Genomic DNA, 19,991 nt, shown 5'->3' with positions numbered 1-19,991 from the left:
AAGCAAATTTCGAGTCAAACCTAGGCAGATTTTCTCCACCCTGTTAAGCTCCAAGACCGTGTCTTGGTGGGTAGGAGTGTTGATGCTAGTTGTTGCTCATACAGCCCTAGCCACCGATGTAGGTGGTCGTATTTACTGCGATAAAAGCGGTAATAATGCCTACAATGATGGTGAGGGATTGACAAGTATCCCCGTACGGGTTGTCAATAGCTCTACTGGCGCCTTACTTGGTACAGCAACTACCAATTCATTAGGAAGTTATAATGTGGCTTCTATAGCCAATGGTACACCTGTCCGTATCGAATTTACGTATGCAGGCGTAAATTACACCAGAACAGGAACTTCACCAACTTCCAGCCTTAACGCACAATTAACATGTACGGTAAGCTGTAATTGCCCAAATAACGTACTTTCCAATCCAAGTTTTGAAGGGGGAGTATCGGGTTGGAGTTCCAGTGGAGGAAACTTTTACAGTGGTACGGGTTACCAAGTTTGTGGAAACAATAACGCATTTTTGGAAGCAACGTCTTCTAGCGCTCGTTTTTACCAAAATGTTAATATTACGCCAGGAAGCACGGTATCGTTGTCTATTTGGGCAGGTACGCACCGTCCAGACTTAGATCACCGCATCAAACTCAAATTTTTTAATTCTGCTAGTACGCTTTTAAGTAGCACGGAAGTACAGGTTGACAAAGATGTGGACTTTGGGCCAACTCCTTTGACACAGCAGTACTTTTTGAGCGGCACTGCGCCAGCCAATACCTCGTATGTACAAGTAGAGGGCACTGCAACTGGAGACTATATTAAGGTCGATCTTGCTTGTTTGCAAGTAACCTGTCCAACCGTTACCAACCCGAACCCATCAGCGGCGAGAACAATTTGCCCTGGTACGAGTGTGGCATTTTCTGCCAGTACAACAGCGCGTAGTCCTGTGACTATTGAGTGGGTTCGTTTTGATTCAGAAGTGTCGAATCCATACACGGCTACGGGAAACGGTAAAACGATTTTAGGCAGTGGTGCTATCAATTCAGGTTCGGCGTCATTGTCTTCTTCTAACTTCCCTGCTGTAAATGGACAAGTAAAAACATATTATGTGTATGCTTGTTTGAAGGGGGCAACAGCTGCCTGCCAACCTTGGGTAAAATACCAAGTAGATGTATTGAGGCCGACCGTTTCTGCTACTGGTGGCTTGTTGAAGTGTGTTCCATCTACGGTACAAATTACGGCAGTAGGTAGCCCAACGAGCGGTGTAACCTCTGCCTACGCTTGGACGGGGCCTAACTCTTTTACAAGTGCTTCGGCCAACCCGTCGGTTTCGGCTGCAGGTACTTATACTGTTACGTATTCGGCAACGAAGTCGGGCGTAACTTGTACTGCTACTGATACAGCCATTGTTACAAGTATTGTTTCTACGCCTACCGTAAGTCTTAATACTTTAGAGTTGACGTGTACAAAAACAAGTGGTACCCTTACCGCTACAGTAGGGAACTTAGGCGGTGGAACCGCCTCTTACGCTTGGACAGTACCGTCGGGAGTGACTAACCCAGGCAACGTGGCTAGTTTTAACGTAACCACTGCTGGAAACTACTCAGTAACTGTTACTAACTCAAGAAATGGATGTACTGCTTCTGCCTCTAAGACAGTAACAGAAGATAAAGCCCAGCCAACAGTTTCATTGAATACAGTTACTTTAACTTGTGTAACGACTAGCCAAACCTTAACGGCAACGGTGGGTGGCCTGAACGGTGGAACAGCTTCTTATGCTTGGACAGTACCGTCGGGAGTGACTAACCCAGGCAATGTGGCTAGTTTTAACGTAACAACCCCAGGTACGTATTCTGTCGTAGTGACAAATTCTAAAAACGGATGTACAAGAACAGCGACTACGACAGTCACTGAGGATAAAACGCCTCCAACGGTAAGTTTGAATACAGTTGTGCTTACCTGTGCGTCTGCCAGTCAAACCTTGACAGCAACGGTAGGTGCTTTAAATGGAGGAACAGCCTCGTATGTGTGGACAGTACCTGCGGGTGTGACCAACCCTGGCAACGTAGCAAGTTTTGCCGTGACTACCCCAGGAACATACTCTGTTGTGGTTACTAATTCTAAAAATGGTTGTACAAGAACAGCTTCAACGACAGTCACAGAGGACAAAGCACTGCCAACTGTTTCTTTGAATACCCTTAAACTCACCTGTGCATCGCCAAGCCAGACCTTGACCGCTACTGCGGGTAATTTGGGGGGTGGAACTGCCTCGTACGTTTGGACAGTACCTGCAGGTGTGACCAACCCTGGCAACGTAGCAAGTTTTGCCGTGACAGTCGTTGGTACTTATTCGGTGGTTGTGACAAACTCTAAAAACGGTTGTACAAGATCAGCATCAACAACCGTAACGCAAGATAAAACGCAACCTACGGTTAGTTTGAACACCATCAAATTGACGTGCGTAGCACCAAGCCAGACTTTGACGGCAACCGTTAGTGGTCTTAACGGAGGAACAGCCTCGTATGTTTGGACTGTTCCTGCGGGGGTAACCAACCCTGGCAACGTAGCAAGTTTTGCAGTGACAGTGGCAGGCACGTATTCGGTGGTAGTTACAAACTCAGCTAACGGATGTACTAGAAATGTATCAACCACAGTAACTCAAGATAAAACGGTACCAACTGTTCAAGTTGATGGAGGTGAATTGACGTGTTCAACCTTAAACTTAACATTGTCGGCAAATGCTTCACAAAATGTTAGCTATGCTTGGACAGGTTTAGGGGTGAATGGCCAAACAAGCCAAAATGTTACGGTTTCGTCATCAGGTGTGTATCAAGTAACTGTGACTAACCTGTCAAGTGGCTGTACGGCAAGCGATACCGCTGTAGTAACCCAAGACATCAACCGTCCGATTGTGGTGGCAAATGGTGGAGAAATCAACTGTGTTAAATCGTCAGTGACAATCTTAGCCGAAGCAGCGCCTCCAGGGGTAACTTACTCATGGACTGGGCCTAGCAACTTTTCATCGACGAATGCTTCTATTACCGTTCAACAAGTAGGTGTTTATACCGTAACGGTCTTAAATCCAGACAACGGCTGTACGGCATCAGATACGGCAGTAGTGAGTGAAAACAAAACTCTTCCAAACGTGGACGCTGGTCAAAACAAAACGTTGACTTGTGAAGTCACTTCGGTAAAATTGGACGGCAGCAGTACAACGCCAGGCGTTACTTATAGCTGGACGGGACCTGCGGGTGCTACATTTGCGCCAAATGCTTCAAATCCAACGCCAACCGTGACAGTACCAGGTACTTATACCTTGACTGTAACAGGGCCTAATGGTTGCGTGGCTACGGATGCGGTAGTGGTAGATGAAAACAAAACCAACCCAACGGTTTCGGTCGAAGGAGGTGTGCTCACTTGTATTAAAACAGAACTGACTCTGACGGCGGTGGCGTCTAGCGGGGTGACATACGTATGGAGTGGCCACCCGTCAGTGAATGGATTAACCACTGCAAGTATTGTGGTGGACACCATTGGTTCATATATCGTAACGGTTAAAAATACCATCAACGGTTGTACGGCTTCGGATACCGCGATTGTAACGGAAGATATTACGAAACCAACGGTGGAATTGAACACGATTAAATTGACTTGCGCATCTCCAAGCCAAACCTTGACAGCCACAACGACCAATGCAGGCGCAAATCCAACTTATACTTGGACTGTACCAAGTGGCGTGACAAGCCCAGGCAATGTAGCGAGCTTTGCCGTAACTACGGCGGGGGCGTATTCGGTAGTAGTGACAAACCCTGTGAATGGATGTTCGGTTAATGGAAGTACGCTTGTGACGCAAGATACGTTAAAACCAACCGTCGCTTTGAACCCGCTTACCTTGACGTGTGCAGCGCCTAGTCAGACATTGACGGCAACTGTGACTAATGCAGGAGCAAATCCAACCTACGCATGGACGGTGCCCAATGGCGTAACAAACCCAGGGAATGTGGCAAGCTTTGCCGTAACAAGTGTAGGAACATACGTTGTTGAAGTAACAAGTGCCGCCAACGGATGTAAAGCATCGGCTACAACAACCGTCGCTGCTGATACAGCCTCGGTAAGAGTTTCGCTTAATTCAGTGACGCTAACTTGTGCATCACCAAGCAAAACCTTAACTGCTACGGCTACCAACGCAGGGGCAAATCCTACGTATGTTTGGACAGTACCAAGTGGAGCTACAAATCCAGGAAATGTGGCAAGTTTTAGTGTGATCAATACTGGAACATATTCGGTTGAAGTAACAAATAACACAAACGGTTGTAAATCAACGACATCAACTACTGTTCTTGCTGACACGGCCAAAGTGGTTGTATCGCTCAATACAATTAAATTGACTTGTACAAATTTAAACGAGACATTAACCGCAACTGCTACCAATGCAGGTGCTAATCCTACGTATTCATGGACGGTACCAAGTGGGGTAACTAACCCAGGTAATGTCAATAACTTTGTGGTTTCAACTCCAGGTTTCTATTCAGTTGAAGTAACAAACACCGTCAATGGATGTAAGGCTACTGCAAGTACTGGCGTAACAGCAGACACCGCAAAAGTGACTGTTTCGTTAAATAGTGCGACACTAACTTGTGCAACTCCATCTAAAACGTTGAAAGTGACTGCTGATAACGAAGGTACGACCCCGACGTACGTATGGAGTGTGCCAAGCGGAGTAACCAATCCAGGCAATGTTGATAGCTTGGTGGTAAGCCAAGGAGGCGTTTATTCGGTGAGTGTGACCAATAGTGCCAACGGATGTAGCGCTTCGGCGAGCACAACGGTTGTACTTGATACAACAAAAGTGTCAGTAACCTTGAACCCAATTACATTGACATGTATCGCACCTTCACAACCATTGACTGCTACGGTCGTAAATGCAGGTACATCGCCAACCTACATTTGGGGCGTGCCATCGGGTGCTACCAACCCTGGTAACAACCCAACGGCAGTTGCTTCAGTAGCGGGGCTTTACACAGTAGAAGTAATCAATACCCTCAATGGATGCCGTGGGAATGCAAGTGTGATTGTGTTAAACGATACCAACCGTGTGACTGTAGCGCTTAACCCGCTGAACTTAACTTGTGCTACTCCTACTGGAACATTGACCGCAACCGTGAACAACGGCGGAACAACACCTACCTACACTTGGCAAGTGCCACAAGGGGTGGCTAATCCAGGTAATGTGGCCAATTTTGTCGTAAGTGTGGCAGGTACTTACTCTGTTGAAGTAACCAACACAACAAACGGCTGTAAAGGCACAGGTATTACTACCGTAAGTGCTGATACAACTAAGCCACTCCTCGAAGTGTCAGAACGTAGTTGTGCCTTGAACCTTGGAACATACTCAGTGAAAGTAATTTCTAACGGAATTATCACTACAACTCCTCCTTATGCAGTGGTAGATAACGGCGGTGGTTTGTTCACCATTTCAGGTATTCCAGCAGGGCAAAGTGTGCTAGTGACCGCAACAGCTACAAATAGCAATTGTAAAACAACCCTCGAAATTGCTGCGCCAGATTGTAACTGTCCTACCGTGAATCCTCCAATTGGTTCTAGTCAATCGTTCTGCGAAGGCGATAGCGCTACAAAATTGACGGTTGTGGTAGGAGCTGGTGAAACTGCTGACTGGTATAGCAGTGAAACAGGCGGTACCAAATTGGCCGATGGTACGTTAGAGTTTAAACCTACTGCGGCTGGTACGTATTGGGTAGAAGCTCGTAAAAATGACGGTTCAAACTGTATTAGCTTGCGTATTCCACTGACATTGACTTTTTACCCCAACCCAACAGTTGTGGTAAGTGAACAACCTAAATGTAGTGCAGATCGTCAGACCTATAGCTTTACGGTAACATCGAACGGAACGGTTACGGCGGATGCAGGACAGGTAACCAACAATCAGAATGGTACATTCACAGTGTCAGGAGTACCTATCAACAAAGACGCAGTGGTAACGGCCACATCAAGCGATAGTTGTAAGGCACAATTGACGGTGAAAGCCCCAGATTGTAGTTGTCCTCCACCAAAATGTATTCCTTACACGGTGACAATTAAGAGAAAGTAAGAGGATAGAAAAATAGAGCGTTGCGAATGGGCTGGTGTAATTACCAGCCCATTTCGTTTATAATATCGGAGGCAATAAGGCCAGGTTGGGTGCATTTTTGGGCGGCTCGGTCGCCTGCTGCTCCGTGCTGATAAACCCCAAAAATAGCTGCTTGATGAGGAGAAATACCTTGGGCCAATAACCCCGTGATGATTCCCGTAAGAACGTCGCCGCTACCTCCCATGGCCATGCCAGGGTTGCCTGTTGAATTAAAATAGAGGGTGCCGTTGGGAAATGCCACCACGGTATGCGCCCCTTTGAGGCAGACAATTACTTGGTGTTGTTGGGCAAATGTTTGTAACAAAGAAAGTTTGTCAAAATCATCTTGCCAAGAATGCCCTAAGAGGCGTTGAAATTCCTTTGGATGTGGCGTTAAAATGGAATTTGGCGGGAGTAATGTGAGTAGCTCTCGGTTTTCGCTGAGTAAATTGAGTGCATCTGCATCAAAGACGGTAGGTGCGGTAAGCTTTGGCAAAAGTTCGCGCAGGAGTTGAAGGGTTAGTGGGTCTTTGCCTAATCCAGGCCCGATTCCTACGACGCTATAACCCTCAAGGTTAGGTACGGTGGTATTGACCATCCAATGCCAGTCGGGCAAGGCCATTGCTTCGGGTAAGCTCGTTTGTAAAATGTCGTAACCACAACGCGGAGTTTGAACAGTCAATAAACCTACGCCCGAGCGTAAGCAGGCTTTGGAAGACAACACAATGGCGCCTATTTTTCCGTAACTGCCTCCAATAAGCAGCGCGTGCCCAAAAGAACCTTTGTGGGCGTATTTTTTTCGTCGGTTTGAGATTTTAAAATCGTTAATGAAGGAGGCTGTGCTGAAAAAATAAGGGGTAGCGGTGGCTTCGGCATACGCAGCACTCAGTCCAATATCCACTACCTGCCATTCTCCTACGTACTCGGCCGACTGCGGCTGCACAAAAGCTAATTTGGGGCACTGAAACGAAACCGTATAGTCGGGTTTGATAATGATGTCCGATGGCGCGTTGGGCGTATCTGCAAAAAGCCCACTGGCAATGTCCACTGCGATGATGGTGGCCGAGGAAGCATTAATCTTTTGAATAACTTCGGCTAAAATTCCTTGCGTAGGACGTGACAACCCTGAGCCTAAAAGGGCATCAATGACCAGTGATTGGGCAGAAAAATGGGGAATATCCGTGCTTTCTGTGATCCAATGAACGGTTGTCATTGCGTGAAGCCGCACTAAATTCGCTTCAAAATCAGCCGAACCTCCCGAACTGTGCCTTACCACAAAGATGCGGACGTTGTAGCATTTTTGGAGTAATAACCGCCCGATGACGAGGCCATCGCCGCCATTGTTGCCCATACCACAAACGACGTTGATGGTGCAACGGTCGTCAAATCGTTCACAAAACCACTTGACAAAAGCAGTAGAGGCGCGTTCCATCAGCTGGAGCGAAGAAATAGGCTCGTGAGCAATGGTGTAAGCATCCCATGCCCGAATTTGGGGAACAGTAAATAGTTTCATTGATTGACTTAGCTCAATTCCAAACCATCAAGCTCTTCGTATTCCGAATTGTTACTGATAAACTCAGGGACAACCGTTTTAAGGTACGTCACCATCAGGGCTTTATCACCCTCACGAAGTGCTTTTTTGAGGTCTTGTAGCGCCGCCGAAATTTCCCCAAATGGTTGCTCATCGACTTGGGCAATCTGAATTTTGGGGTGGTAGGTTGGCAGGGTATGTTCTTTGTCGCTGAGGAGTTCTTCGTAGAGTTTTTCGCCTGGACGCAATCCCGAGTACGTAATTTGAATGTCTTTATCGACCCGTAATCCTGACAATTTTATCATCTTTTGGGCCAAGTCTGCGATGCGAACTGGCTCGCCCATGTCAAACACAAAAATCTCTCCGCCGTTGCCCATACTACCCGCTTCCAGCACCAGTTGGCAGGCTTCGGGGATGGTCATAAAATACCGAATGACGTCGGGGTGAGTCACCGTAATAGGCCCACCTGCTCGTATTTGTTTTTGAAAAAGGGGCACAACGGAGCCGTTGGAACCAAGTACGTTGCCAAAACGGGTTGTGATAAAACGGGTGCCTTTGATAAAACGATGATTGAGACTTTGGACGTACATTTCCGCCAGTCGCTTGGTTGCACCCATCACGTTGGTAGGATTGACGGCCTTGTCCGTTGAAATCATCACAAACTTTCTGACGTTGGTTTCAACGGATAAATCAGCGATGATTTTTGTACCAAAAACGTTGACCTTTACTGCTTCGTAAGGATGTACTTCCATCAACGGAACGTGTTTATACGCGGCAGCATGAAACACAAACTGGGGCGTATATTGACGAAAAATATGCCGCATTCGCACTTCATCAGTGACGTCGGCTACTTGCACAATCACCCGCGTGGCATTGTCGAGGAAGCGGCGAAAATGTTGTTTCAGTTCGTTTTCAAGGTCATATAGCCCTGATTCTGATTGGTCGATAAGAATTAAGGTTTCTGGTTTAAACCGAATGAGTTGCCGAACTATCTCACTACCGATTGACCCCGCCGCGCCAGTTACAAGGGCGGTTTTTTCTGATAGTTGGCGGATAATGTTTTGATTGTCAAGTAGAATAGGGTCACGTTCAAGTAAGTCTTCAATCCGAATGTTACGAATGTCGTCCGAACGAAGCTGGTCGCCGTTGAGTCGTTCGTACATGGAAGGAACGACTTTGACGATGATGTCTTTTTTCAAAAACCGTTCGATGATTTGATTTTTGCGGTGAGGTTTTATTTGATGAATGGCCAAAACAACTTCTAGGTCGCTGGGGGTTTCGTCTTCCACAAAGCGTTTTATAGCTTCACTTTCGGGATAAACGGGCACACCTTCAACGGTTTTGAAGCTAAGGGAAGGGTTGTCATCAATGAATCCGACAATTGTATATTTTTTGTGCCGATTGCGGAGGAGGGTATTTTTCGTCAAAATTCCAAGTGTACCCGCTCCATAAATCAGAACGTTGACTTTTTCGCCAGGGGCATTTGCAATCAGGGTCTTGTAAATATTTTTAACCAAAAAACGGCTCGAAATCATCACCGATAATGAAATAAAATACTCAATAATGAGTATTGAAATCGGAATGTAAAAAACCGCATTGTCGGTACTATGACTTAAAAAAGTGGAACCAATAATAGTCAAGATACTACTTGCAGTCGTGGCTTTAAAAATGAGCGAAGCATCCTCAACGCTGCTGTGCCGAACGATGCCCGTATAAGACCGAAAATAAAGAAAGCAAAGCAAGCGATTGACCAACAACGCCACCAAATAGTACTTATACAATGCCCAATTGATGTTGGAAACATTGAGGTTGAATCGTAAAATGCAAGCAATGACGAAGGATCCAATAACCACGCCCCCGTCAATCGCTAAAATGAGATGACGGGATACGAAATGGTTAGAATACTTGGTCAGAATACGTTCAATCATAATTGGGTAAGGCGTACTTTTTCAAAAGTAAAAAATGATTTTCAATAAGCCTCACTTACTGACCCAGAATTTACTTTTCGTACAGGTGGCTAAGGGCTTGTTTTAAATCTTCAAATTGGTAGGTGAAGTTGGTTTCGGCCTTGATTCGTTGATTCAATACATAATTTCCTCCAATGACCAAGCTTGCCATTTCTCCAAATACAGCTTTGAGTACAAAACTTGGTACGTTGGGTAACCAAAGGGGGCGATTCAATACTTCTGCTATTTGACGGGTGAGGAAGGCGTTTGTCACAGGGGTGGGGGCTACGGCGTTATAAGCTCCATGCCATGTAGGGTTTTCAAGGGCTTCAATGTACATTCGGCACAAATCGTCTATGTGTATCCACGAAGTCCATTGTTTGCCAGAAGCAAGTGGGGCCCCTACGCCCCATTGAACGGGTAGTGCTATTTTAGGGAGCGCTCCTGCTTGCGTACTTAAAACGATGCCCGTGCGGAGTTTGGTCGTACGAATCCCAATATTTTCAATCAATTCGACAGATTTTTCCCAATGCCGCGTCACATGGGCCACAAAATCAGTTCCAGAATGAGTGTGTTCTGATACGCGGGCATCGCCCGTATCGGCTCCATAAAACCCAATTCCCGAAGCCGACACGCAAGATTTAACGTGGTACGGGCGCTCTTGAAGTTTGCGCGCAATGAGTTCAATGCTTTTGGTACGGCTTTGCATAATCTCTTGCTTACGACTGGCAGTCCAGCGTTGGTCGGCGATTCCAGCCCCTGCCAAATGGATCAGGTGATCCGTAGTGCGAAGGGCATTTTCGTCAATGAAATTTTTTTCAATATCCCAACGGTAAATTTTGACGTTTGGGATGTTTTGTTGTTTTCGGCTTAGGTAAGCTACTTGATAACCTTTTTCGAGAAGTAAGGTGGTAAGACGGCGCCCGATTAAGCCCGTACCACCAGTAATTAAAACAGTTTCCGCCATAATAATAGGAGTAAAGTACATCTATCATAACTGCCAATAAGGGGGAATCGTTGCGGTAAGGCCAGAAAAGTTGTGTAGATTTTAAATATGTTGAATAAAAATATGCTTTTTAGCGAGCTACGTTGTCAAAATGTTTTTTAATGAAATCTTGGCACGATGCTTGTACAAGAAGAATTAATATAATAGAGTAGGGTAATTTGGCATTAGCCCCGTTTCATTGGAACGGGGCCATGTTTTTTTTAGGGTTGTAAGTTGTCTTTGAAAAACAGAACTTTTGTGGCTATTTTGGGTGTTGTCTAGGTTTATACTGCTACTATTAATATGCCATTTGAGATCATTTCTACCTACCAGCCTACTGGAGATCAGCCCCAAGCCATTGCACAGCTTGTGGAAGGTATTCAGAACGGCGAACCTTCCCAAACGCTTCTTGGGGTAACGGGTTCGGGAAAAACATTTACCGTTGCCAATGTGGTAGCGCAGCTCGACCGCCCTACGCTGGTGTTGAGTCATAACAAAACCCTCGCTGCACAGTTGTACGGAGAGTTTAAACAGTTTTTTCCCAACAATGCGGTCGAGTACTTTATTAGCTACTACGATTATTACCAACCCGAAGCTTACATTGCAACGACCAATACCTACATTGAGAAGGATTTAGCCATTAACCAAGAGATTGATAAACTTCGGCTTTCGACGGTTTCGTCGTTGATGTCGGGGCGAAGAGATGTGTTGGTGGTGGCGTCGGTGTCGTGCATCTATGGTGCAGGAAACCCCGAAGAATACCGCAAAAGTATCGTGCGGGTAGGCGTTGGAGAGCAAATCACCCGCAATCAGTTTTTGTTTCGTTTGGTTGAAATTCTTTACAGTCGGACAGAAGCCGAATTTGCACGCGGAAACTTTCGGGTAAAGGGCGATACGGTCGATATTTATCCAGGCTATGCTGATTTTGCCTATCGTATCATTTTTTTTGGGGATGAAATCGAGGAAATTCAGCGTATTAATCCCACCAACGGCAAAAAAATCTCGTCCGAAAAGATGGTGGCCATTTTTCCTGCCAACTTATTCGTGACAGGAAGGGACGTTTTACTAAATGCCATTCGCCATATTCAGGACGATTTAGTGGCGCAAATTAGTTATTTTGAAAAAGAAGGTCGGTTGCTAGAAGCCCAACGAATTCGTGAACGAACGGAATTTGACCTAGAAATGATGCGCGAATTGGGCTACTGTTCGGGTATCGAAAACTATTCTAGGTATTTTGACAATCGAAAACCAGGCGAACGGCCGTTTTGCTTGCTCGATTATTTCCCCGAAGATTTTCTGCTGGTGGTGGATGAAAGCCACGTGACAATGCCTCAAATCCGTGCAATGTGGGGCGGCGACCGCTCTCGTAAAGAGTCGTTGGTCGATTTTGGGTTTCGTTTACCAAGTGCGATGGACAACCGACCGCTGACTTTTCAAGAGTTTGAGGACTTGGCAGGCCAAACGATTTTTGTGAGTGCAACTCCTGCTGATTACGAACTCCGACGGACGGATGGCGTGGTGGTAGAGCAAATTATTCGTCCAACGGGCTTACTTGATCCCGAAATTCAGGTACGCCCGAGCCTCAATCAGATTGATGATTTGTTAGAAGAAATCGATAAACGTGTTAAGCGAAATGAACGCGTTTTGGTTACTACTTTGACCAAACGAATGGCGGAAGAGTTGAGCAAGTATTTGGAGCGGGTAGGCATCAAAGGACGATATATCCACTCGGAAGTAAAAACCCTTGATCGGGTCGAAATCTTGCGTGATTTGCGTTTAGGTGCATTTGATGTGCTGGTAGGAGTAAACCTTTTGCGGGAAGGGCTGGACTTGCCCGAAGTGTCGTTGGTGGCAATCATGGATGCCGACAAAGAAGGCTTTTTGCGGGATATTCGTTCGCTTATTCAAACCATTGGGCGGGCGGCGCGAAACGAAAACGGAAAAGTGCTCATGTATGCCGACCGTATGACAGGCTCGATGCAAAAGGCCATTGAAGAAACCAATCGCCGTCGAGAGATTCAGATGGCGTACAATGCAGAGCACGGAATTACGCCCAAGACGGTCTTCAAGAGTCGCGAGGCCATCATGGAACAAACGTCGGTGGCCGATTCAAAACCATCGGCAAAACGTTATTACGTAGAACCAGAAGAGGTTCGAGTAGCTGCCGACCCAGTAGTACAATACATGGCAAAACCCGAATTGGAAAAGCTAATTGCGGAAACACAGCGCAAAATGGAAGCCGCCGCCAAAGAACTCAATTTCTTGGAAGCTGCCCGTTATCGCGACGAATTGTTGCAATTGCGAGAAAAACTGAAGAAAGATTAAGTGCTAAAGCACAGGTTAATTGTTAATCGCGGCTCGACACATTTTTTAAGTCATTCAAATCAGCCTCGGTAGAGGCGCAACATTTGTAGGCAAAGTTTCGCACACCCAACGGTTTTATTTCCGAAAAATAGCAGCTAAAGGTAACGTAAAATTGACCGCAGGGTCATGGAGTACATCGTCGGTGTAAGTATTTCTTTGACCATCAGGGGTAAGAACGATAATCATGCGAACGGAAGGCAAAACAAGCCAGACACTTTTGACTCCCGCAGGAAAATACAGCTCAAAAGCTTTTTGGGTTAAGTCGGTTAATGCTTGCTTTGGCGAAAGAATTTCAATGGCTAGAATGGGAGGGTGATTGTAAAAAATAATGTCGTTGAGCCAATCAACGGGTAGGTTATTGAAAACCGAAATGTCAGGTTTACACTTGCCAGTAGAGAGTTCTAATTCCAGTTCAGGAAAAATATCATACTCTGCGTCGTATTTGTCAAGAGCAACCCCAATTCGGTGAATAAGGCGTGAGTGATTGACAGATATAATATTTTCGGATTGAAATTCTTCAATAAGGTCAAAAGTTGTTGAAGCCATAACGAAAATAGTTTTTCCAAATTTAATGAATTCTCTCTAACATCACAACGCTTCTACTCCTTGCCAATTGGCGTTTTAACCCAGAAGCCGTTCTTTGATTTCTTTGATTCGTTGTTCCTTTTTGGGTTGTCGGTATTTTTTGGCAAAGGGAGTATGGTAGGTGTGTGATTCCAAAAATTTGATTTGAATTTCGTCCCACTTTTTGCGGTCGTGGAGCATGTCCATGTTTTGAAGTTCTTGAAATAAACTTTCACTAATGGGGTTAAAATCGCTACGTCCCAAGTAGTCCAAGTCGGCATCGCACAAGATTTGTTCGATTAAATTTAGCGGTTGTTGTGGGACTTTAGTGGATATAATAAGCCCATTAATAAGCACAATTTCGATACTGGTAAAGCCGAAATTCGGAAGTAGTTCTTTGGCAATTTCAATGCCTTTCTCTTCATGCCCCTGATAGGTTTTTGTAAAGCCTATATCGTGAATGAGGGCGCCCGTGAGTAATAGTTCGGCTTCGGGCTCTCTGAGCGAAAGCCGTTTAATATACTGACGACAAACCGATAACACATCACGGACGTGGTGAATCCCGTGGTAGGTTAGTTTGGGTGAAAGCTGCTGCGAAAGCTCGGCTAACACAAACCGTCTAAGTTTTAAAAATCGCTCAAAAGGTGCCATTGATTCAAAGAAAATAACACTGATAAGAAGGTTGGTTGCGACAAATTACTGAAAAGTCGTATTCTATCAAATCTTTGCACCGTAAACTGCTATTTTTGTGCAAAATTTCAATGAGACTAACCATGTTTGACCCAATAAAACTCCATTCCGAACTTGTCTTTCAAACTGCTCGCAGTGGAGGCAAAGGAGGGCAAAATGTCAATAAAGTCGAGACCAAAGTTGAGCTGCGTTTTGACGTTTCGCAATCGCTGCTACTGACCGAAACCGAACGTGCGCTTTTGCTACAAAAACTAGCCAATCGCCTGACAACCGAAGGCGTGCTGGTGTTGACGCACCAAACCGAACGTTCTCAGTTGGCTAATCGGGATAAAGTAGTCAAAAAGTTTAACGAACTTATCAAAAAGTGCTTTGAAGTGGCCAAACCCCGCAAAGCCACTAAACCCTCTGCCGCAGTGATTGAAAAACGTCTGAAAGAAAAACAACGGCAGTCAGACACCAAAGCCATGCGCAGAAAAATTACAGAATAAATGATAGAAAACAGCTTTGATATTCAGCAACTTAATGATTTTGAGGCCATCCGAGATTTAGGTTCTCGAACGTATTTTCCTCATTATACCCACTTGTGGTATGACACCCAAGGCATAGAATGGTACATGGAGCGCTGCTTCGGAGACAATGCGCTCAAGGCGGATTTTGAAAACCCAGATTTATTGTATTTTGCAGTGCTGCTCAACGGCGAAAACGTGGGTTTTCTTAAACTTGTAAAACACAAAACACCCTTTGAAAATCAGCCGAAAGAGTCGTTTTTGTACCTCGAAAAAATCTATTTCCTCAAAGAAGCAACGGGGCTTGGTTTAGGTCAAAAAGCTATGGCGTGGGTAGATGAACAAGCGCGCCAATGGGGAATCAATAAGGTCTGGTTGATGGCCATGGACTCGTCCCTAAAAACGATTCAGAGTTATGAAAAAGCGGGTTTTGTAAAAATAGCAACAACACGCCTTGACGATGAAGTATTTTGCCGATTACGCTCGGAGCTTCGAGGCATGGTAGTGTTGCAAAAAGAGCTATACTGAAAAACCACTTCTTCGCTTTTTTATTCTCCCGAAAACCCGCACATTTGCGGTATGGATATACGTGATTACATTCGTTTGGCCCTTGCCGAAGACGTAGGCGATGGAGACCACACTTCGCTCTCAACCATCCCCCGTGATGCAGAGCGACGGGCGCGTTTGCTCGTCAAAGAAGACGGTATTGTGGCAGGTGTTGAGGTTGCCAAAATCATTTTTGAAGAAGTTGACCCGTTGTTGGAGGTAGAACTGTTTATCAACGACGGGCAAGCCATCAAAAAAGGCGACATTGTGCTTCATGTCAGTGGAGATGCTCAGTCGATTTTGAAAGCAGAACGACTGGTACTCAATACGATGCAACGAATGAGCGGTATTGCTACTTATACCCATTCGCTGGTACGCCTTTTGGACGGCTTGCCAACTAAACTACTTGATACGCGCAAAACGACGCCTAACTTTCGCCTATTTGAAAAAATGGCGGTTAAAATTGGGGGAGCTGTGAATCATCGCTATGCGTTGTACGACATGATTCTCATCAAAGATAACCACGTCGATTATGCAGGAGGTATTGAGGCAGCTATTAACCAAGCCAATGCGTATTTGCAACGTACGGGGCGACAGCTACAGATTGAAATTGAAGTGCGCAATCTTGCGGAGTTAGAACAAGTGTTGCAGATTGGACAGGTTCAACGCATCATGCTCGACAACTTTAGCCTCGACGACCTTCGCACGGCTGTGCAACGAGTGGCTGGAAAATACCCGACCGAAGCCTCGGGTGGAATCAGGGAAGAAACACTTCGAGCCGTTGCCGAAACGGGCGTTGATTATATTTCGTGCGGAGCTTTGACGCACCAAATCAAAAGCTTGGACTTGAGTCTAAAAGCATATTAACATACCTTCCCGAAAGTTAAAAACTTCCCGAAAGCTCTAAGCTTTCGGGAAGGTAGATTACCGAAGTACTTTAAACGTAATTCCTACCAACAACATATCTGAACGATACCGAAAACGGCGTACATCGGCCACAAGCTGTTTGTTGGACGTGCGGTACTCGTTGGTATTAAAGACATAGCCAGCTTTTAGCCCGAGTCGTTCGGTGATATGTAAACGGGCATAAATTTCGGTCGTAAGGTTGCCAACGGCATTGTCGCCAAGGAGTTGTACATTGGGCGAAGTCGGCTTTGCTTGCTGATAAGTCTGGTGCAAATTGAGCGAATCTACTTTGTTATACCCTACTGTTGAAGAATAAAAACCCGATTTTTTACCTCCGAGGGCCAGCCCAAGAATGTCGGCATTGACGCCAATGTCTATTTTATCAAAAACAGAAAGCTGTATTCCTAAGTTAAAATTAAAGGAAGTGATGCCTGCCGATACTTGCAATGTGTCAATGTTTCGCAGCAGTAATGGAGCACTCAATGCGCTAAAGCCCGTTTTTCCACGAGATTGAGATGCAGAGGCGGTGATAAAAGGAAGGTCATTGCCACGAAAATGAGTACCCCGTATGCCCCAACCGACTTGAAATAAGCCCTTTCGGTCAATTTTTAAGTATTGATGATATTGAGCATTGGCAGACCAAGCAGAGGTGTTCCATGCACCTGCTACATCTACGTAAGATACGAGGCGGGCGGTGGTTTGGGCAAATGTGGTGGATGAGAAAGCAAAAAGCAATGCGCTTAATGACGAATAGAGGAGAATTTTTTTGTTCATGAATCGAGGAAAAAGACGTGACGGCGTGATAGAACCGTAAGTTGCACAAAAAAACATCTTTCTCCGCCAAAGGCCAATAATAGCGGCTGTTTTTTTCGCTTTAGACCTAAAAAAGCCGAAAACAAGTGTTTTCGGCTTTTTCCTTCTAACCTAACCTATGAGAAAAAGTTGGCACTTTTGAGTGCTAATTCAACCAAACCCGTTACAAAGGTCGCGGCTAGAGCTGATAAATTTTAGCGTAGAAATACGCGTTTTTTTGTCGCGTAACTCTACTTGTCAAAATTTATTTAACGGTTTGGACTTCCTTGGTCAACAGTATATCTTGCAACTTTGTTCACAACTAATGCCCTACAAACTTCATGAAAAAAGCTGGTAAAATATTCTCTGTCAAAGAGATTGCGCTGGGTCGTAAAAACTTTGAAGCAAAACATAAAGGTCAAGAAAGTTTGCGTAAAGCCGAATACTTTAGCCGTGAGATACTAGAGACGCTGCTCAAGGTAGATGGCTGCGATGGAATTCGGATTTATTATGGCCACGCACCCGAAAACAAAGAAGGAGATATCGACTTCTCGGTTGTAGGCAACGAACAGCCGCGTTTGTTCTTGGTACCTGTACAAATTGGCGATGACGGCCTTGGTCGCGACATGAAATTTAAAATTGACACCACTGGCGAAAAAGATGGAGAAGGTGAGCCTGGTGGAGCTGGTGGGGGAGTTCCTTGTCCCAATTTCTGTAATCCATAATAAGGATGATTCATCGATTTATTTCTTATGTAGCAGATTTTAGTGTGCTAATTCCAGTAGTTTTTGCTTTGTTGATATTAAAAAAATCAACAATCGCACATTTGGATAAAGCCAACAAGCTTATCTTGGGATTTGTACTATTAACGTTATTGAGAAATGTTTTAACGTCTATTTTAGCAGAAATAGGCGTTTTTAACATTTATATCTATAATTGGTATAATTTAATTAGTTTCGTTCTGATAGCAGTTTTGTATTATTTAACCTTTCAGAACCGCTACTTTAAAGGACTTGCTTTATTGTTATTATTCGTTTCAATATTTATAGCTTGTTTGGATTTACCGTCATTAGTGGACGTTAAGACCGTAAGTTTTAATAATTTTTCGTATCATGCTTCGGGGAGTTTTACCATATTATTAATCCTTATTTATTACTTTGAGCTTTTAAAATATTTAACTGAACCCAAACTGGGGTCTTCTCCTTTGTTTTGGTTTAGTTCGGGGGCGTTGTTTTATTATTCAGGAACAATATTTTCATACATTTTTATAAATAACACTTTTAATAATTTGGCATCCAGAGACCAATATTGGATCGTGGACGCCTTGTTATCAGTTGTGTTAAATATCTTCTTGACGTTTTCAGTTTGGTATATGAAACCGCGCCCTAGTTAGGCTTGGGCTATATTAAAGAGAAATATATGCCGTTTACTAAAAAAATATAGCTTCCCTCGTTTTTCTCCGTATTTTTGACTGTATATAACGCCAGTCGTTTTTGACCCTTCACTATGGAGCCGTCTTATGCCATTGTTATCGGGACAAGTATCATGCTCATCATGGCAATGTTCATTGTCGTGTTTGTGATGTATTACCAACGCAAACAGATTGAACAGCGAATACGTGTCAAAGATATGGAGGCGGAGTTTCAACGGAAACTCCTAGAGGTTTCTATGGCCTCTACGGAAGCCGAACGGCGGCGCATCGCCCAAGATTTGCACGATGACATTGGGGCGCTTTTGTCAGTTACAAAGCTAACATTCAATGCGTTGTACAGCCAGTTGGGCTCAAAAGAACAAGCCGAGCGCCTCGCCCAACAAGTACGCGAAGCCCTCGACGAGACCATTAGCCACGTTCGTCGTATCAGCCGCGAGTTAGTCCCCACTACTCTAGAACGATTTGGATTAGCGGCTGCCATTCAGGAGTTTGCGGCTAGAAGTAATTCCCATCATGCCTTGAAAGTAACGTTTGATTGCCTTGGCGATGAAGAATTTCGCTTAGAGTCTCGTACTGAGTTGATGCTTTATAGGGTAGTACAAGAACTGATAAACAACGCCCTCAAGCATTCGAGTGGGCGAAACGTTCACATACAGATTGAACTTCCTCCGCGGCAATTTTGCATTGTTGTGGAAGACGATGGACTTGGGTTTGACCTCAGTGATGTGCGTTTGCGCCCGTCACCTGGCTTAGGACTCGACAGCATTGAGGGGCGGTTGCGGGTAATCAACGGAAAAGTTGACTATGAAACAGGTCTGAATAAAGGATGTCGAGTGGTGGTGAGGTTACCTAAGTTTACGCCCTTGAACTCGCCGCTTTCTCCTGAAAAGATAACAGCAAAGTAACATACATTTACAGCACGGACAGATGAATAAGATAAAACTCGTGATTGCCGATGATCACAACCTTTTTCGTAAGGGAATGACTGCAATGTTGAATCAAATTCCTGATTTTGAGTTGATTGGCGAGGCGGCAAACGGAAAAGAATTGTTGGAACTCTTAGAAAAGGTAACCCCTGATATTGCGTTGTTGGATTTACAAATGCCCATCATGGACGGGGTAGAAGCGACGGAGCAAATTCAACAACATTTTCCTAATTTACGGGTAATCATTGTGTCGATGCACGAGGAAGATCGCTTTATTATTCATTTGTTGGAAAAAGGAGTCAATGGGTATTTGTTGAAAGACTCGGAGCCAGGGGAAGTAGAAAATGCCATACGGCGCGTCATGGCGGATGGTTTTTATTACAGTGATTTTGTGTCAAAAGCGCTGCACCGCAAAGTAATTACCCGTGCCAATCCGCCAGCCCCGTTGTTCAATAGCAAAATTCAAATTTCGCCCCGTGAAATGGAAGTGTTACAGCTGCTATGTGAGGGGCTTTCTACGCTAGAAATTAGCGAAAAACTCTTTGTAAGCCCTCGTACAGTGGAGGGGCACCGCTTGCGGCTTCTTGAAAAAACGGGAACTAAAAACACCGCGGGCTTGGTGGCTTATGCCTTCAAAAACGACTTATTGTAATGAAAATGCCACGTCAAATTCCTAATTCAGGTTCGACGT

At 44.9% G+C, this 19,991-nt stretch carries 14 protein-coding genes; 8 read left to right on the top strand and 6 right to left on the bottom strand.

Annotated features, from left to right (window positions below; translation table 11 throughout):
- Positions 1 to 58 precede the first annotated feature (58 nt).
- Positions 59 to 6,094, top strand: a complete 6,036-nt coding sequence (locus DTQ70_RS16015) for a hypothetical protein (RefSeq protein WP_164490072.1) — start codon at positions 59 to 61, stop codon at positions 6,092 to 6,094.
- Between the two features lie 40 nt (positions 6,095 to 6,134).
- Here the strand turns inward: DTQ70_RS16015 and DTQ70_RS16010 are convergent, their stop codons facing one another.
- From DTQ70_RS16010 to DTQ70_RS16000, 3 genes are all read right to left on the bottom strand, one after another.
- Positions 6,135 to 7,625 carry an NAD(P)H-hydrate dehydratase gene (locus tag DTQ70_RS16010; protein WP_122931742.1) on the bottom strand — a complete coding sequence of 497 codons (1,491 nt, stop codon included), beginning with the start codon at positions 7,623 to 7,625 and terminating at the stop codon, positions 6,135 to 6,137.
- A gap of 8 nt (positions 7,626 to 7,633) precedes the next feature.
- Positions 7,634 to 9,571 carry a nucleoside-diphosphate sugar epimerase/dehydratase gene (locus tag DTQ70_RS16005; RefSeq protein WP_122931741.1) on the bottom strand — a complete coding sequence of 646 codons (1,938 nt, stop codon included), beginning with the start codon at positions 9,569 to 9,571 and terminating at the stop codon, positions 7,634 to 7,636.
- A gap of 70 nt (positions 9,572 to 9,641) precedes the next feature.
- Positions 9,642 to 10,556: a TIGR01777 family oxidoreductase gene (locus DTQ70_RS16000; protein ID WP_122931740.1), complete on the bottom strand. Its 915-nt coding sequence runs from the start codon at positions 10,554 to 10,556 to the stop codon at positions 9,642 to 9,644.
- Between the two features lie 321 nt (positions 10,557 to 10,877).
- On the opposite strand from DTQ70_RS16000, the gene uvrB reads away from it, so the two are divergent.
- Complete coding sequence (uvrB, locus tag DTQ70_RS15995) at positions 10,878 to 12,899, top strand: excinuclease ABC subunit UvrB (RefSeq protein WP_122931739.1); 2,022 nt, start codon at positions 10,878 to 10,880, stop codon at positions 12,897 to 12,899.
- A gap of 114 nt (positions 12,900 to 13,013) precedes the next feature.
- On the opposite strand, the gene DTQ70_RS15990 is transcribed toward uvrB, so the two are convergent.
- Positions 13,014 to 13,484, bottom strand: coding sequence for a Uma2 family endonuclease (locus DTQ70_RS15990; protein ID WP_122931738.1), 471 nt, complete (start codon positions 13,482 to 13,484; stop codon positions 13,014 to 13,016).
- A 75-nt stretch (positions 13,485 to 13,559) separates the two neighbouring features.
- Complete coding sequence (locus DTQ70_RS15985) at positions 13,560 to 14,114, bottom strand: HD domain-containing protein (protein ID WP_164490071.1); 555 nt, start codon at positions 14,112 to 14,114, stop codon at positions 13,560 to 13,562.
- Positions 14,115 to 14,275: 161 nt separating this feature from the next.
- Between DTQ70_RS15985 and arfB the strand changes: the two genes are divergently transcribed.
- From arfB to nadC, 3 genes are read left to right on the top strand one after another with little or no spacing between them, the layout of a single operon-like run.
- Entirely contained in the window at positions 14,276 to 14,680 is a 405-nt protein-coding gene (arfB, locus tag DTQ70_RS15980) for an alternative ribosome rescue aminoacyl-tRNA hydrolase ArfB (RefSeq protein WP_122931736.1), read from the top strand.
- Positions 14,681 to 15,226, top strand: a complete 546-nt coding sequence (locus DTQ70_RS15975; protein ID WP_122931735.1) for a GNAT family N-acetyltransferase — start codon at positions 14,681 to 14,683, stop codon at positions 15,224 to 15,226.
- 51 nt (positions 15,227 to 15,277) lie between these two features.
- Entirely contained in the window at positions 15,278 to 16,111 is an 834-nt protein-coding gene (gene nadC, locus DTQ70_RS15970; RefSeq protein ID WP_122931734.1) for a carboxylating nicotinate-nucleotide diphosphorylase, read from the top strand.
- A 57-nt stretch (positions 16,112 to 16,168) separates the two neighbouring features.
- Here the strand turns inward: nadC and DTQ70_RS15965 are convergent, their stop codons facing one another.
- Positions 16,169 to 16,924 (bottom strand): hypothetical protein, encoded by a 756-nt coding sequence (locus DTQ70_RS15965; RefSeq protein ID WP_122931733.1) that lies wholly within the window; start codon positions 16,922 to 16,924, stop codon positions 16,169 to 16,171.
- 359 nt (positions 16,925 to 17,283) lie between these two features.
- On the opposite strand from DTQ70_RS15965, the gene DTQ70_RS15960 reads away from it, so the two are divergent.
- The 3 genes from DTQ70_RS15960 to DTQ70_RS15945 all read left to right on the top strand — a co-directional run bounded on the left by DTQ70_RS15960 (position 17,284) and on the right by DTQ70_RS15945 (position 19,952).
- Positions 17,284 to 17,667, top strand: coding sequence for a hypothetical protein (locus tag DTQ70_RS15960; protein ID WP_122931732.1), 384 nt, complete (start codon positions 17,284 to 17,286; stop codon positions 17,665 to 17,667).
- 781 nt (positions 17,668 to 18,448) lie between these two features.
- On the top strand, positions 18,449 to 19,279 hold the full coding sequence (locus tag DTQ70_RS15950; RefSeq protein ID WP_122931730.1) for a sensor histidine kinase: 831 nt from the start codon (positions 18,449 to 18,451) through the stop codon (positions 19,277 to 19,279).
- Between the two features lie 22 nt (positions 19,280 to 19,301).
- On the top strand, positions 19,302 to 19,952 hold the full coding sequence (locus DTQ70_RS15945; RefSeq protein ID WP_122931729.1) for a response regulator transcription factor: 651 nt from the start codon (positions 19,302 to 19,304) through the stop codon (positions 19,950 to 19,952).
- Positions 19,953 to 19,991 lie beyond the last annotated feature (39 nt).

The organism is Runella sp. SP2 (assembly GCF_003711225.1).
Classification (GTDB): Bacteria; Bacteroidota; Bacteroidia; order Cytophagales; family Spirosomataceae; genus Runella.
The sequence above is the reverse complement of the archived record's forward strand: the minus strand, read 5'-3'. Positions and strand labels throughout refer to the sequence as shown.